The following is a 14,649-nucleotide window of genomic DNA, read 5'->3' on the forward strand; positions in this document are numbered from 1 at the left end:
CCCACAGGTCGCCGCCGTCATGATGGACTCCACGTTCACTGATTTCTCGCACAAGGTCTACAAGACCCCGTTGATGCAGCAGATGATCCAGGTGGCCGACGGGCTGCGTCACAATGGCGGCACTCAGGGCGAAAAACAGACCGCCCTGTACAAGGTGGCGTATTTCATCCTGCAGAACCCCTGGCTGTCGCCAACGCTGAACATCGAGCGCCTGGCCGAGGGCGCGTGCACCTCCACCGCGGCGGTCAACCGCCTGGCCAACCATATGGGGTTCAATGGCTTCACGGGCCTGCGCGAGGCCCTGGTGCAGCACTTGCTGGCGCTTGTGTCGCCCGCCGACCAGATCCACAGCGAATTGGCTCATCACCCCGAGCGCGGCTTTGGCCTGAGCCAACAGGTGCGCCTGAGCAACGGCAACCTGGAGGCCCTGCTCAACGCCAATGACGATGAGCACTTCGACGCCATCGTCAAAGCCGTGAGCCAGGCCAACCACCTGTACATCCTGGGCTTCGGCAACTGCCATTTTCTGGCCGGGCTGGCCGCCAGTTGCCTGGTGCCCCACTGCGCCCACGTGGTCACGCTGAACATGGAAGGCGGCAGCGAAAACGCCGCCTACCGCCTGGCCACCATCAGCCAGGGCGACACCTTGCTGACCCTGGCGTTGCCACCCTATACCCGCGACACCCTGCGCATGGCCCAATACGCCCGCAGGCGCGGGGCTGCGGTGATGGCCATTACCGACTCGCCAGCCTCGCCCATGGTCGACATTGCCGACCACTGCCTGTTCGCACCGCCGGCGCACCCGGTGCTGCGCAACTCCAAGGTGGCCCTGCTGGCGATTATCGAAGCCCTGGCCAGCGCCGTGCGCCTGCGCAACCTGGAACCGGTGAACGAGTCCATCCGCCTGGCCGAGGATGCCCTGCAGTACCTGCAACGCACTGGCAGCGACCCCCACGACTGAGCGGCCATTGCGCGCCGGCCGAGCCATTGATTACTCTGAAGGTACCTGGCAAACAACAACAAGCGGCCACGGCATGACCCGACCCAGCAGAATCACCGATCCGTCCTATGAATTGATGGACGACCATGAAGGCCTGTCGATCATCTATCGCCAGCACGGCTTCCCCTGCCCGCTGGTGCGTTGGCACTTCCACAAGGAATATGAACTGCACCTGATCGTGGCCAGCTCGGGCAAGGTCTTCGTGGGCGACTACATTGGCAATTTCAACCCCAACAGCCTGTTCCTCACCGGCCCCAACCTGCCCCATAACTGGATCAGCCAGATAGAGCCCGACCAGGTGGTGGAAAAGCGCGACATGCTGGTGAACTTCACCGACGAGCTGTTCGACAGCGCGCAGCCGGTGTTCAGCGAACTGAAAACCTTGGCGCCACTGCTGGAACGCGCCCGCCATGGCATTGAGTTTCGCTGCCCGCACACCCTGGCCCAGGCCGCGCTGCTGATGCAGCGCATCGCCGACAGCCGCGGGGTCAGCCGCCTGGGGCACTTCCTGATCCTGCTGGAGCTGCTGGCAGGCTGCGAAGACTATCAACTGCTGTCCGACAGCAGCGCCCCGCCCCTGGCGGACGACCACAGCATGGACCGCACCAACCGCGCCGTGGACTACATTTTCAGCCACTACGGCCGCGAGCTGCCGCTGGAGGAAGTGGCGCAGTACCTGGGCATGAAACCCACCTATTTCTCCCGCGTGTTCAAACAAGCCACGGGGCGCTGCTTCGTGGAGTTCGTCAACCGCCTGCGCATCAGCAAATCCTGCGAATTGCTGGCCGATGGCGACAAGGCCGTGACGGACGTGTGCTTCGAGTCGGGGTTCAATAACATTTCCAACTTCAACCGGCGGTTCCAGCAGTTGAAGGGCATGACGCCCAGCCATTATCGGCGCTTGGTGGTGCAGCGGTTGACCGAGCAGAACATGGGAGGCTGATTCGATGGCGTGGCGCGTTGCAACCAATGTATCGGGCCTGCGCATCTGGCGGCGATCGATACTGAGAACGCCGCACATTCCCCGCCAAGTGCAAAATAGTATCAATCCCCATGCCTCCAAGGATTTGTAACCCACCCATTTTCGGTCTGTAATCAAGGCAGATGCTTCCCCCGCTTCAGGAAGCGACAACAACAATAACCAGGCTTCGTGCCCACCGGGCACCGAAGAGGAGTGTGTGATGTCGATGCCCGTCAAAACCCTGCTTGCCCGCGCCACCCTTGCCGCCCTGCTGGGGCTCTGCGTCACGGCCCAAGCCGACCAGACCCTGACCATTGCCACGGTCAACAACAGCGACATGATCCGCATGCAGCGGCTGTCGAAAACCTTCGAGGAACAGCACCCCGACATCAAGCTCAAATGGGTGGTGCTGGAAGAAAACGTGCTGCGCCAGCGCCTCACCACCGATATCGCCACCCAGGGTGGCCAGTTCGACGTACTGACCATTGGCATGTACGAAGCGGCACTGTGGGGCGCCAAGGGCTGGCTGGAACCGATGAAAGACCTGCCCGCCGACTACAAGCTCGATGACGTGTTCCCCTCGGTGCGCGACGGCCTGTCGGTGAACGGCACGCTGTATGCGCTGCCGTTCTACGCCGAAAGCTCGATGACCTATTACCGCACCGACCTGTTCAAGGCCGCCGGGCTGACCATGCCCGAACGCCCCACCTGGACCCAAATGGGCGAGTTCGCCGCCAAGCTCACCGACAAGGCCAAGGACCAGTACGGCATTTGCCTGCGCGGCAAGGCCGGCTGGGGCGAGAACATGGCGCTGATCACCACCCTGGCCAACGCCTGGGGCGGCCGCTGGTTCGACGAGAAATGGCAGCCTGAATTCACCGGGCCGGAATGGACCGGCGCCCTGACCTTCTACGTCGACACCATGAAGCAATACGGCCCGCCAGGCGCCTCGAGCAACGGCTTCAACGAAAACCTGGCGCTGTTCAACAGCGGCAAGTGCGCCATGTGGGTTGACGCCACGGTGGCTGGCTCGTTCGTGACCGACAAGTCCCAGAGCAAGGTGGCCGACAGTGTCGGCTTCACCTACGCGCCCCACGAAAAAACCGACAAAGGCTCAGCCTGGCTGTACTCCTGGGCCCTGGCCATTCCCACCAGCTCCAAGGCCAAGGACGCCGCCAAGACCTTCACCCAATGGGCAACCTCCGAGCAGTATGCCTCGCTGGTGGCTGACAAGGACGGCATCACCAACGTACCGCCCGGTACCCGTGCCTCCACCTACAGCGATGCCTACATGAAGGCCGCACCGTTCGCGAAGATCACCCTGGAATCGCTGAAGTCGGTAGACCCCAAGCACCCCTCGGCCAAGCCCGTGCCCTACGTGGGCATCCAGTTGGTGACCATTCCTGAATTTCAGGGCATCGGTACCCAGGTGGGCAAGCTGTTCTCCGGCGCCCTGGTGGGTACCAGCACCGTGGAAAAAGCCCTGGCCGACGCCCAGGCAACTACTGAGCGCGAAATGAAGCGCGCCGGCTACCCCAAGTAACAGGACTGTAGCGGCCGGCCCCGCCCCGGGGCCGGCCAGCCTGTTCCGCCTTTCAAGGTACCCCACACCATGAGCACCTCCACTGCCAAGGCGCAGCCCCATGCCCAACGCCACCCGGCCCAGCCGGACCCGGGCAAGCGCCGCCTGAACAACCCTGGCTGGTTTCTGGTCACCCCTTCCGTGGCGCTGTTGCTGCTGTGGATGGTGGTACCGCTGGCCATGACCGTGTATTTCTCGCTGATGCGCTACAACCTGTTGGACGGTGGCGAGAAAACCTTCACCGGCCTGGGCAACTTCACCTTCTTCTTCACAGATGAAGGGTTTATCCCGGGCATGACCAACACCCTGTTGCTGGTGGGCAGCGTACTGCTGATCAGCGTGGTGCTGGGCGTGCTGATTTCGGCACTGCTGGAAGCCAGCGAGTTCTTTGGCCGCGGCATCGTGCGTGTGCTGCTGATATCGCCGTTTTTCATCATGCCCACGGTGGGCGCGCTGATCTTCAAGAACCTCATCTTCCACCCGGTGTCGGGCATCCTCGCCGCCCTGTGGCGGGCATTCGGCGCCCAACCCGTGGACTGGCTGGCGAACTACCCGCTGCTGTCGATCATCATCATTGTCTCGTGGCAGTGGCTGCCGTTCGCGATTCTGCTGCTGATGACCGCCATGCAGTCGCTGGACCAGGAACAGAAAGAAGCCGCACGCCTGGACGGTGCCGGCCCCATAGCGATTTTCTGGCACCTGACCCTGCCGCACCTGGCCCGGCCGATTGCCGTGGTGGTGATGATCGAAACCATCTTCCTGCTGTCGGTGTTCGCCGAGATATTCACCACCACCAACGGTGGCCCAGGGTTCGCCTCCACCAACCTTGCGTACCTGATCTACAACCAGGCGCTGGTGCAGTTCGACGTGGGCATGGCCTCGGCCGGTGGCCTGATTGCCGTGGTCATCGCCAACATCGCCGCCATCATCCTGGTGCGGATGATCGGCAAAAACCTCACCGACCAGCCTTGAGGGCCGTGCCATGAACCTCACACTCAAGCAACACCGGCGCGTGCAGAGCCTGCTACTGGGCATTCTGGCCTGGGCCATCGCCCTGCTGCTGTTCTTCCCCATTTTCTGGATGGTGCTGACCAGCTTCAAAACCGAGATCGACGCCTTCGCCACGCCGCCGCAGTTCATTTTCACGCCCACGCTGGAAAATTACCTGCACATCCAGGAGCGCAGCGACTACTTCCACTTCGCCTGGAACTCGGTGGCCATATCGTTCAGCGCCACGGTGCTGTGCATGCTGATCGCGGTACCGGCGGCCTACTCCATGGCCTTCTACGAGACCAAGCGCACCAAGCAGACCTTGCTGTGGATGTTGTCCACCAAGATGTTGCCGCCGGTGGGCGTGTTAATGCCCATCTACCTGCTGGCCAAGGGGTTCGGCCTGCTGGACAGCAAGCTGGCGCTGATTGTGATCTACACCCTGATCAACCTGCCTATCGTGGTATGGATGGTGTACACCTATTTCAAGGACATCCCCCGGGACATTCTCGAAGCCGCCCGCCTGGACGGCGCCACGCTGCTGCAGGAAATGATTCGCGTACTGCTGCCCATCAGCAAGGGTGGCCTGGCGTCGACCCTGTTGCTGTCGCTGATTTTGTGCTGGAACGAGGCCTTCTGGTCGCTGAACCTCACCAGTTCCAACGCAGCACCGCTGACCGCGCTGATTGCCTCCTACTCAAGCCCTGAAGGGCTGTTCTGGGCCAAGCTGTCGGCGGTGTCGACCCTGGCCTGCGCGCCCATCCTGATCTTTGGCTGGATCAGTCAGAAGCAGTTGGTGCGCGGGCTGTCCTTCGGTGCTGTGAAATGACCCCCTTACCCACAGCTTCTCAATGCTCGTGGGAGCGGGTTCTGCCCGCGAAACAGGCACCGCATTGCTGCTGATACACCCAGGTGTCCTTTTCGCGGGCAGAGCCCGCTCCCACAACAGCTGTTCAGCCATTCGCCAGGAGTGATGTCATGGCCACATTGAAAATAAAAAACCTGAAAAAGGGCTTTGAAGGCCTGTCCATCATCAAGGGCATTGACCTGCAGGTGAACGACAAGGAATTCGTGGTGTTCGTCGGCCCGTCCGGCTGTGGTAAGTCGACCCTGCTGCGCCTCATCGCAGGCCTGGAAGAGGTCACCAGCGGCACCATAGAACTCGACGGCCGCGACATCACTGAAGTCAGCCCAGCCAAGCGCGACCTGGCCATGGTGTTCCAGACCTACGCCCTGTACCCGCACATGACGGTGCGCAAGAACATGTCCTTCGCCCTGGACCTGGCCGGCGCCGACAAACAGGAAGTGCAGCGCAAGGTTGGCGAAGCCGCGCGCATCCTCGAACTGGAACCGCTGCTGGAGCGCAAGCCCCGGCAATTGTCCGGCGGCCAGCGCCAGCGCGTGGCCATCGGCCGGGCGATTGTGCGCAACCCGCGGATCTTCCTCTTTGATGAACCGCTGTCCAACCTCGACGCTGCCCTGCGGGTTCAGATGCGCCTGGAACTGGCGCGCCTGCACAAGGAGCTGCAGGCCACCATGATCTACGTCACCCACGACCAGGTGGAAGCCATGACCCTGGCCGACAAGGTGGTGGTGCTCAGCGCCGGGCGCATCGAGCAGGTGGGCTCGCCGCTGGAGCTGTACCACCACCCGGCCAACCTGTTCGTGGCCGGTTTCCTTGGCACGCCGAAAATGGGTTTTCTCAAAGGCCACGTCACCCGCGTTGACCACCAGGGCTGTGAGGTGGAATTGGCAGCCGGCACGCGCATCAGCCTGCCGCGCAGCAACGCCAGCCTCAGCGTGGGCAGCGACGTGACCCTGGGCATCCGCCCCGAACACCTGGAGCTGGCGCAGCCGGGCCAGCCCTCGCTGGCGGTAACCGCCGACGTGGGTGAACGCCTGGGCAGCGACACCTTCTGCCACGTGGTCACCGATTCGGGCGAGCCCTTGACCCTGCGTATTCGCGGCGACATGGCCAGCCAGTACGGCGAGCGCCTGAACCTGCACCTGGACGCCAACCACTGCCACCTGTTCGACGCCCAGGGCGTCGCCGTGGCCAAACCGTTGCTGGCCGCGGCCTGAAGAGGATTTTCACCGATGAAATTGAATCAGCAGAACCTGGCTGCCCTGGCCGCGCACATCAAGCGCCCCACCTACGACCGCGCCGCCACTCGCCAGGGCATTGTGCACATTGGCGTGGGCGGTTTTCATCGCGCTCACCAGGCGTTTTACACCGACGCTTTGATGAACATCGGCGAAGGGCTGGACTGGGCCATTTGCGGCGCCGGCCTGCGCAGCGAGGACCAGACCATGCGCGACGCCCTGGCCGCCCAGGACTCGCTGTACACCCTGGTGGAACTGGGCGACGGCAGCGGCCACGAAGTACGGGTGATCGCCGCCATCAGCGGCATGCTGCTGGGCGAGGACAACCCGCAGGCCCTGGTCGACAAACTGGCTGAAGCGGCCGTGCGCATCGTCTCGCTGACCATTACCGAGGGCGGCTACTGCATGGACGACAGCACCGGCGAGTTCATGGCGCATCTGCCCGCTATCCAGCATGATCTGGCCCACCCCGACGCGCCGCACACGGTTTTCGGCTTCCTGTGCGCGGCGCTGGCCAAGCGGCGTAAGGCCGGCACCCCGGCGTTCACGGTGATGTCCTGCGATAACCTGCCACACAACGGCGCGGTGGCGCGCAAGGCGGTGCTGGCGTTTGCCGCGCTGCGTGACGCGGGCTTGCGTGACTGGATTGCCGAGCACGTCAGTTTTCCCAACGCCATGGTCGACCGCATCACCCCCATGACCAGTACCGCGCACAAGCGCCAGTTGCTCGAACAACATGGCCTGGACGATCAATGGCCAGTGGTGTGCGAGCCTTTCGTGCAATGGGTGCTGGAAGACAAATTCGGCAACGGCCGCCCGGCCTGGGAGAAGGTTGGCGTGCAGTTTACCGACGACGTCACGCCCTATGAGGACATGAAGATCAAGCTGCTCAACGGCAGCCACTTGGCCCTCACCTACCTGGGCTTTCTCAAGGGCTACCGTTTCGTCCACGAAACCATGAACGACCCACTGTTCGTGCGTTACATCCGCGCCTACATGGACCGCGACGTCACCCCGCAACTGGTCTCGGTGCCAGGCATCGACCTGGAAGGCTACAAGGACACCCTGATTGAGCGTTTCAGCAACCAGGCCATCGCCGACCAACTGGAACGGGTGTGTTCGGACGGCTCGTCGAAGTTTCCCAAATTCACCGTCCCAACCCTCAACCGGCTGATCGAGGACGGCGCCACGCTGGATCGCGCCGCGCTGGTGGTCGCCGCCTGGGCGCTGTACCTCAAGGGCGTCGACGAAAATGGCACGCACTACAGCATTCCCGACCCGCGCGCCGAGTTTTGCCAGGCGCTGGTGGCCGACGACGTCATGCTGACCCAGCGCCTGCTGGGCGTGGAAGAGATTTTTGGTACCCGCATCCCGCAATCGGCGGCCTTCGTCGCCGCGTTCGAAAACCAGCTCAAGCACCTGCGCCAACTGGGGGTCGACAAGACCCTGGAGCGCCTGCTGAGCTACGAGGAGTAAGGCCATGTACCTGGGCATCGATTGCGGCACCCAAGGCACCAAGGCGCTGCTGCTGGACGCCGCCAGCGGCCAGGTGCTGGGCCAGGGCTCAGCCCCCCATGACATGATCAGCGGCCCCGGCGGCCGCCGAGAGCAAGACCCGGCCCAATGGGTACAGGCGCTGTGCACCGCCACTGCCCAGGCCTTGGCCGAGGCCGGCGTGGATGGCCAGCAGGTGCAAGCGGTGGGGGTGTCGGGCCAGCAACATGGCCTGGTGCTGCTGGACGAGCACGGCCAGGTGCTGCGCCCGGCCAAGCTGTGGTGCGACACCGAGTCCAGCGCGCAGAACCAGCGCCTGCTGGACCACCTGGGCGGCCCGCAAGGCTCGCTGGACCGCCTGGGCGTGGCCATCGCGCCGGGCTACACGGTGTCGAAGCTGCTGTGGACCCTGGAGGAACACCCCGAAGTCTTTCGCCAGATCGCCCACGTACTGCTGCCCCACGACTACCTGAATTTCTGGCTGACCGGCCGTCACTGCAGCGAATACGGCGACGCCTCGGGCACTGGTTACTTTGATGTACGCCAGCGCCAATGGGACCTGCAGATACTGCGCGACATCGATCCAGGCGGCCGCCTGCAAAAGGCCCTGCCAACCCTGATAGGCCCCCGCGAAGCCGTGGGCCAACTGCTGCCCGAGGTGGCACGGCGGCTGGGGCTGAACCCGGCGGCGCGGGTGTCCAGCGGCGGTGGCGACAACATGATGGGCGCCATCGGCACCGGCAACATCGAGCCGGGGGTGGTGACCATGAGCCTGGGCTCCTCGGGCACCGTCTACGCCTACAGCGCGGAACCTGCGGTCAGCGCAGAGCCCGAGGTGGCCACCTTCTGTTCGTCCACCGGCGGCTGGCTGCCGCTGATCTGCACCATGAACCTGACCAACGTCACCAGCGCCGTGCGCGAACTGTTCGCCCTGAGCGTGGAGGCGTTCAACCGCCAGGTGGAAATGGCCCCTATCGGTGCCGACGGTGTGCTGATGCTGCCCTTTCTCAACGGCGAACGGGTACCCGCCCTGCCCCATGCCACCGGCAGTCTGCTGGGCCTGACCCCCGGCAACCTGAATGCGGCCAACCTGTGCCGGGCGGCCGTGGAAGGCACCACCTTCGGCCTGCGTTACGGGCTGGACCTCTTGCGCGCGGCAGGCCTTGCCAGCCACAGTATCCGCCTGATCGGCGGCGGTGCACGCAGCGCGGCCTGGCGGCAGATGGTGGCTGACATCATGAACACCCAGGTCACCTGCCCTCGGCACACCGAGGCAGCGGCCCTTGGCGCGGCCATCCAGGCGGCGTGGTGCGACGGCGCGGGAGAGTTGACCAGCCTGTGCCAACGCTGCGTGCAATTGGACCCGGCCCATGACGCACGCCCCATCGCCGCCCATGTGCAAGCCTACGAGCAGGTCTATCGACACTATCGTCAGCACCTTGCGGTGCTGTGAATTCATAGGGAGTCATCATGTTTTTGGTCTGTGGCGAAGCACTGTTCGATTTTTTCTGTGAGCCCCATCGCTATGCCCAGGCCTCGCGCCTGGGCTACGAGGCGGTGGCGGGCGGCTCGCCCTTCAACGTGGCGGTAGGCCTGGCGCGCCTGGGTGTGCCTTCGGCGCTGCTGGCCGGGGTGTCCCAGGACTTCCTGGGGCAACGGCTGCGCGCGGTGCTGACCGGCGAAGGCGTCAGCGAGCATTACCTGCATGATTTCGATGCGCCCACTACCCTCGCCATGGTGGCGGTAGGCGCCAATGGCACACCGCAGTACAGCTTTCGCGGCCAAGGCTGCGCCGATCGCCTGTTGACCCTGGCGCACCTGCCCACCCTCGATGACTCGGTGCGTGGCGTGCACTTCGGCTCGTTTTCACTGGTGGTGGAACCGGTGGGCAGCACCCTGCTGGCCCTGGCCCGGCGCGAGCACGACCAACGCCTGATCAGCCTGGACCCCAACGTGCGCCTCAATCCCGCCCCGGACATCGGCCTGTGGCGCCGCCGCATCGGCGAATTCGCCGGCCTTGCGCACCTGATCAAGGTCAGCGACGAGGATCTGGCGCTGCTGTACCCCGATCAGGACGCCAGCGCCATCGCCAACCAGTGGCTGGGCGAGCGCTGCCAGGTGGTGTTCGTCACCCGTGGGGCCGAAGGGGCCAGCGTCTACAGCCGCCAGCACGGCCACCTGCAGGTGCCTGCCCAGGCCGTGCAAATGGCCGACACCGTGGGGGCCGGCGACACCTTCCAGGCGGCGCTGCTGACCTGGCTGCACGAGCAGGACCTGGCCTCTGCCCAGGGCCTGGAAAGCCTGGGCCGCGAGCAGTTGCTGCAACTGCTGCACTTTGCCACGGCTGCAGCGGCCCTGACCTGCACCCAAGTGGGGCCCGACCTGCCGTACCGCCGCCAACTGCCCTGACCGCCCCGTAGCCGCTGCCCGCAGCGGCTACGTTTGTTCTTTGAACTAGCTTAGATACGAACTTGTACAAACTGATTAATACTTTTGCAAGAACTTCGCAATTCGCAGGAAAGTTCTTACAGAGTTATCGGAAATTACAAAACTTGACGTCCTACATAATGCACCGGAATGAGGCAGGGCAGGAGTAAGACGCGCTAAAAATAACGGCACCCACCCGGAAAAACATTCACTTTCGGCATTTACTAATGCGATAACTGCCACTATCCTCTGCTCACGCAAGACCATCGAATGATCATTCCGTGATGTTGCAAGTTGATCGTAAGTGCCGCTGCCGGGGCCGCCAACGTTTTGTGGTGGCCCGGCAGGTTATGAATACATGATTGGAGAATGACATTGTCCAGACTCGCCGAGTTTCGCGCCGCTGAAAAAGCCCTTGAGGCACAGCTTGCCCAATTGGAGTCACTGAAGAATCACGCCGGCCTGAAAAAGGAGATCGAATTCGAGCACAAGTTGCTGGACCTGATGAAGGCCTATGACAAAGGCCTGCGCGATATCGTCGCCATCCTCGACCCCAGCCACGGCCTGTCGCTCGCCACGCGCCAAACCCCGCGCCAGCACCGCCGGCCACGGGTGGTGAAGGTCTATGAAAACCCGCACACGGGCGAGCTGATAGAAACCAAGGGCGGCAACCACCGCGGCCTGAAGGCCTGGAAGCAGCAATATGGGCCGGCGGCCGTTGATAGCTGGCTGCGCGGCTGACCAAAGGTACGGTCGGGCATTTTTTTTCACAGGATTTTCACACCCGATCTTACAGGATGGAATCTGCTAATGGACTAGCGCCCCAATGCCCGCTTCGGCGGGCTTCTTATTGCCTGCGATTTGGTTATTGGCCCGATGGGTATTTGGCCTGGTCGCAACAGTTGCGTATCATGGCAGGCTTACAAGAACTCTTACATCCACTGCGGCGATGCGCCCGGCGCGTCTTGTCCAACTTTCATCCTGTTCTGGAGTTCCCATGAGCCTGCAAGACTTGAATACCTTCCCCGGCGTGACCGCCACCCCGGATGCCGCCACGCATAATTTCGTGTTCAACCACACCATGTTGCGCGTCAAGAACATCGAGCAGTCGCTGGACTTCTACACCCGTGTGCTGGGTTTCAGCCTGGTGGAAAAGCGCGATTTCCCTGAAGCACAATTCAGCCTGTATTTCCTGGCCTTGGTGGACAAGGCGCAGATCCCGGCTGATGACGCCCAACGCCACACCTGGATGAAGTCGATGCCGGGCATTCTCGAACTGACCCACAACCACGGCACCGAAAACGACGTCGACTTCGCGTACCACAACGGCAACACCGACCCGCGTGGCTTTGGCCATATCTGTGTGTCGGTACCCGACATCCAGGCCGCCTGCCAGCGCTTCGAAGCGCTGGGCGTGGACTTCCAGAAGCGCCTGACCGACGGCCGCATGAAGAACATCGCGTTCATCAAGGACCCGGATGCCTACTGGGTGGAAATTATCCAGCCAAACTTCTGACCGGCAACGCTGTAGCAGCGCCGCCAGCCGCGTCGCAAGACGCTGCCTGCGACAGGCGCCTGGTGTGCCGGGCCCTGCTTGGGCCCTGGCACTCAATCAAAAGCCACGTCAAAAGCTAACAGCAGCAGCGGAGTATCGCAGGGTATTCCCGTGAATCCCGTCAAGCACCACAAAAAAGCCCGCTGGCCGTAATGGCCAGCGGGCTTTTTGTTGGCACAGGCCTGATCAGGCCGGTGCGGAGGTGCGTATCAAGTGGTCGAACGCGGACAGCGACGCCTTGGCGCCCTCGCCCACCGCAATCACGATCTGCTTGTACGGCACGGTGGTCACGTCGCCGGCGGCGAAAATGCCCGGCAAGTTGGTTTCACCACGCGCGTCAACCATGATCTCGCCACGCTGGGACAGCTCGATTGTACCCTTGAGCCAATCGGTGTTGGGCAACAGGCCGATCTGCACGAAGATGCCTTCCAGGTCCACGGTCTGGGTTTCGCTGGTCTGGCGGTCCTTGTAGCGCAGGCCGTTGACCTTCTGGCCGTCGCCGGTCACTTCAGTGGTCAGCGCACTGGTGATGACCGTGACATTCGGCAGGCTGTGCAGCTTGCGTTGCAGCACGGCGTCGGCGCGCAGTTGGCTGTCGAATTCCAGCAAGGTCACGTGGGCGACGATACCGGCCAGGTCGATGGCCGCTTCCACGCCCGAGTTACCGCCGCCAATCACGGCGACGCGCTTGCCTTTGAACAGCGGACCATCGCAGTGCGGGCAGTAGGCCACGCCGCGGTTGCGGTATTCCTGCTCGCCGGGCACGTTCATTTCACGCCAGCGCGCACCGGTGGCCAGGATCACGGTCTTGGCCTTCAGGCTTGCACCGCTGGCGAAGCGCACTTCGTGCAGCTGACCGTCCTGGCCCGGGATCAGGGCCTCGGCGCGTTGCAGGTTCATGATGTCGACATCATATTCCTTGACGTGCTCTTCCAGCGCCACGGCCAGTTTCGGGCCTTCAGTGTGCTGCACCGAGATGAAGTTCTCGATGGCCATGGTGTCCAGCACCTGACCGCCAAAGCGCTCGGCGGCAACGCCAGTACGGATACCCTTGCGCGCTGCGTAGATAGCTGCGGCAGAACCTGCCGGGCCACCACCCACCACCAATACGTCGAAAGCGTCCTTGGCGTTGAGCTTCTCGGCCGCCTTGTCGCCGGCGCTGGTGTCGATCTTGGCAAGGATTTCTTCCAGGCCCATACGGCCTTGGCCAAAGTTCTCGCCATTGAGGTAGACACTGGGCACCGCCATCACCTGACGGGCGTCGACTTCAGCCTGGAACAGCGCGCCGTCAATGGCCACATGGCGCACGTTGGGGTTGAGCACCGCCATCAGGTTCAACGCCTGCACCACGTCCGGGCAGTTCTGGCACGACAGCGAGAAGTAAGTCTCGAAATTGAATTCACCCTTGAGCCCGACGATCTGTTCGATCACCTCGGCGCTCGCCTTGGAAGGGTGGCCGCCGACTTGCAGCAGGGCCAGCACCAGGGAGGTGAATTCGTGGCCCATGGGGATACCGGCGAAACGCAGGCTGATATCCGCGCCCGGGCGGTTGACGGAGAACGACGGCTTGCGCGCGTCATTACCGTTGTCCAGCAGCGTGATCTTGTCCGACAGGCCGTCGATGTCACGCAGCAGGCCAAGCAATTCCTGGGATTTCGCGCCGTCATCAAGGGACGCGACGATCTCGATCGGTTGGGTGACCCGTTCCAGGTACGACTTCAACTGGGCTTTAAGATTGGCGTCCAACATGCGGGCGATTCCTTCATTTTCAATACGGTATAAAAAACAACGCCCGGGCGAATTCGCCCGGGCGCGTTCAGGGCGATGAGGGTGCTATGGGATGACGCAGCCGATCATCGTCATGAGGACTTAGATCTTGCCGACCAGGTCCAGGGACGGAGCCAGGGTCGCTTCGCCTTCTTTCCACTTGGCTGGGCAAACTTCGCCTGGGTGGGCAGCCACGTACTGGGCAGCCTTGACCTTGCGCAGCAACTCGGAAGCGTCACGACCCACACCGCCGTCGTTCAGTTCGACGATTTTGATCTGGCCTTCCGGGTTGATCACGAAGGTGCCACGGTCAGCGATACCGGCTTCTTCGATCAGCACGTCGAAGTTGCGGGAGATGACGTGGGTCGGGTCGCCGATCAGTGGGTACTGGATCTTGGCGATGGTTTCCGAGGTGTCGTGCCAGGCTTTGTGGGTGAAATGGGTGTCGGTGGACACGCCGTAGATCTCGACGCCCAGGTCTTTGAATTGAGCGTAGTTGTCAGCCAGGTCGCCCAGTTCGGTTGGGCAGACGAAGGTGAAGTCGGCTGGGTAGAAGAACACGACAGACCATTTGCCTTTCAGGTTGGCTTCGGTGACTTCAACGAACTTGCCGCCGTGGTAAGCCTGTGCTTTGAAAGGTTTTACTTGGCTGTTGATGATCGGCATCGGTAAATCTCCATGGGTTTGTCGAAGGGGTTAAAACTGTGTAGGGCTAATCCTAGCCAAGTGGGCGCCAGAGCGCTCATTGGCAAAGCTGATGTGCACGATTG

The 14,649-nt window shown here is 62.7% G+C and carries 12 protein-coding genes and 1 pseudogene; 11 read left to right on the top strand and 2 right to left on the bottom strand.

Annotated elements, in window-relative coordinates:
• The first annotated feature begins 19 nt into the window (after positions 1-19).
• The 11 genes and pseudogenes from PMM47T1_RS07980 (at position 20) to gloA (ending at position 12,073) form a co-directional block, all read left to right on the top strand.
• On the top strand, positions 20-961 hold the full coding sequence (locus PMM47T1_RS07980) for a MurR/RpiR family transcriptional regulator (protein WP_008367471.1): 942 nt from the start codon (positions 20-22) through the stop codon (positions 959-961).
• 73 nt (positions 962-1,034) lie between these two features.
• A complete protein-coding gene (locus PMM47T1_RS07985; protein WP_008367472.1) occupies positions 1,035-1,943 on the top strand; it encodes an AraC family transcriptional regulator in 909 nt (302 codons plus the stop codon).
• Positions 1,944-2,181: 238 nt separating this feature from the next.
• Complete coding sequence (locus tag PMM47T1_RS07990; protein WP_008367473.1) at positions 2,182-3,504, top strand: ABC transporter substrate-binding protein; 1,323 nt, start codon at positions 2,182-2,184, stop codon at positions 3,502-3,504.
• Positions 3,505-3,604: 100 nt separating this feature from the next.
• Positions 3,605-4,515 (top strand): annotated as a pseudogene (locus PMM47T1_RS07995) (carbohydrate ABC transporter permease).
• Between the two features lie 10 nt (positions 4,516-4,525).
• Complete coding sequence (locus tag PMM47T1_RS08000) at positions 4,526-5,362, top strand: carbohydrate ABC transporter permease (RefSeq protein WP_008367477.1); 837 nt, start codon at positions 4,526-4,528, stop codon at positions 5,360-5,362.
• Positions 5,363-5,511: 149 nt separating this feature from the next.
• Positions 5,512-6,615: an ABC transporter ATP-binding protein gene (locus PMM47T1_RS08005; RefSeq protein ID WP_008367479.1), complete on the top strand. Its 1,104-nt coding sequence runs from the start codon at positions 5,512-5,514 to the stop codon at positions 6,613-6,615.
• 15 nt (positions 6,616-6,630) lie between these two features.
• Positions 6,631-8,112 (top strand): mannitol dehydrogenase family protein, encoded by a 1,482-nt coding sequence (locus PMM47T1_RS08010; RefSeq protein WP_008367481.1) that lies wholly within the window; start codon positions 6,631-6,633, stop codon positions 8,110-8,112.
• A gap of 4 nt (positions 8,113-8,116) precedes the next feature.
• The gene (xylB, locus tag PMM47T1_RS08015; protein ID WP_008367483.1) at positions 8,117-9,583 is read left to right on the top strand and encodes a xylulokinase; all 1,467 of its coding nucleotides are present in this window, start codon (positions 8,117-8,119) and stop codon (positions 9,581-9,583) included.
• Positions 9,584-9,600: 17 nt separating this feature from the next.
• Positions 9,601-10,539, top strand: a complete 939-nt coding sequence (locus tag PMM47T1_RS08020; RefSeq protein ID WP_008367485.1) for a carbohydrate kinase family protein — start codon at positions 9,601-9,603, stop codon at positions 10,537-10,539.
• 393 nt (positions 10,540-10,932) lie between these two features.
• Positions 10,933-11,298 (top strand): histone-like nucleoid-structuring protein, MvaT/MvaU family, encoded by a 366-nt coding sequence (locus PMM47T1_RS08025; protein ID WP_008367487.1) that lies wholly within the window; start codon positions 10,933-10,935, stop codon positions 11,296-11,298.
• 256 nt (positions 11,299-11,554) lie between these two features.
• Positions 11,555-12,073, top strand: a complete 519-nt coding sequence (gene gloA / locus PMM47T1_RS08030) for a lactoylglutathione lyase (RefSeq protein ID WP_008367489.1) — start codon at positions 11,555-11,557, stop codon at positions 12,071-12,073.
• Between the two features lie 225 nt (positions 12,074-12,298).
• Here gloA and ahpF read toward each other — a convergent pair whose 3' ends face one another.
• Both ahpF and ahpC read right to left on the bottom strand, forming a co-directional pair.
• Positions 12,299-13,861 carry an alkyl hydroperoxide reductase subunit F gene (gene ahpF / locus PMM47T1_RS08035; RefSeq protein WP_008367491.1) on the bottom strand — a complete coding sequence of 521 codons (1,563 nt, stop codon included), beginning with the start codon at positions 13,859-13,861 and terminating at the stop codon, positions 12,299-12,301.
• Positions 13,862-13,981: 120 nt separating this feature from the next.
• Positions 13,982-14,545: an alkyl hydroperoxide reductase subunit C gene (gene ahpC, locus PMM47T1_RS08040; protein ID WP_008367498.1), complete on the bottom strand. Its 564-nt coding sequence runs from the start codon at positions 14,543-14,545 to the stop codon at positions 13,982-13,984.
• Between the last annotated feature and the right edge of the window lie 104 nt (positions 14,546-14,649).

It is taken from the genome of Pseudomonas sp. M47T1 (assembly GCF_000263855.1).
In the GTDB taxonomy this organism is placed as follows: Bacteria; Pseudomonadota; Gammaproteobacteria; order Pseudomonadales; family Pseudomonadaceae; genus Aquipseudomonas.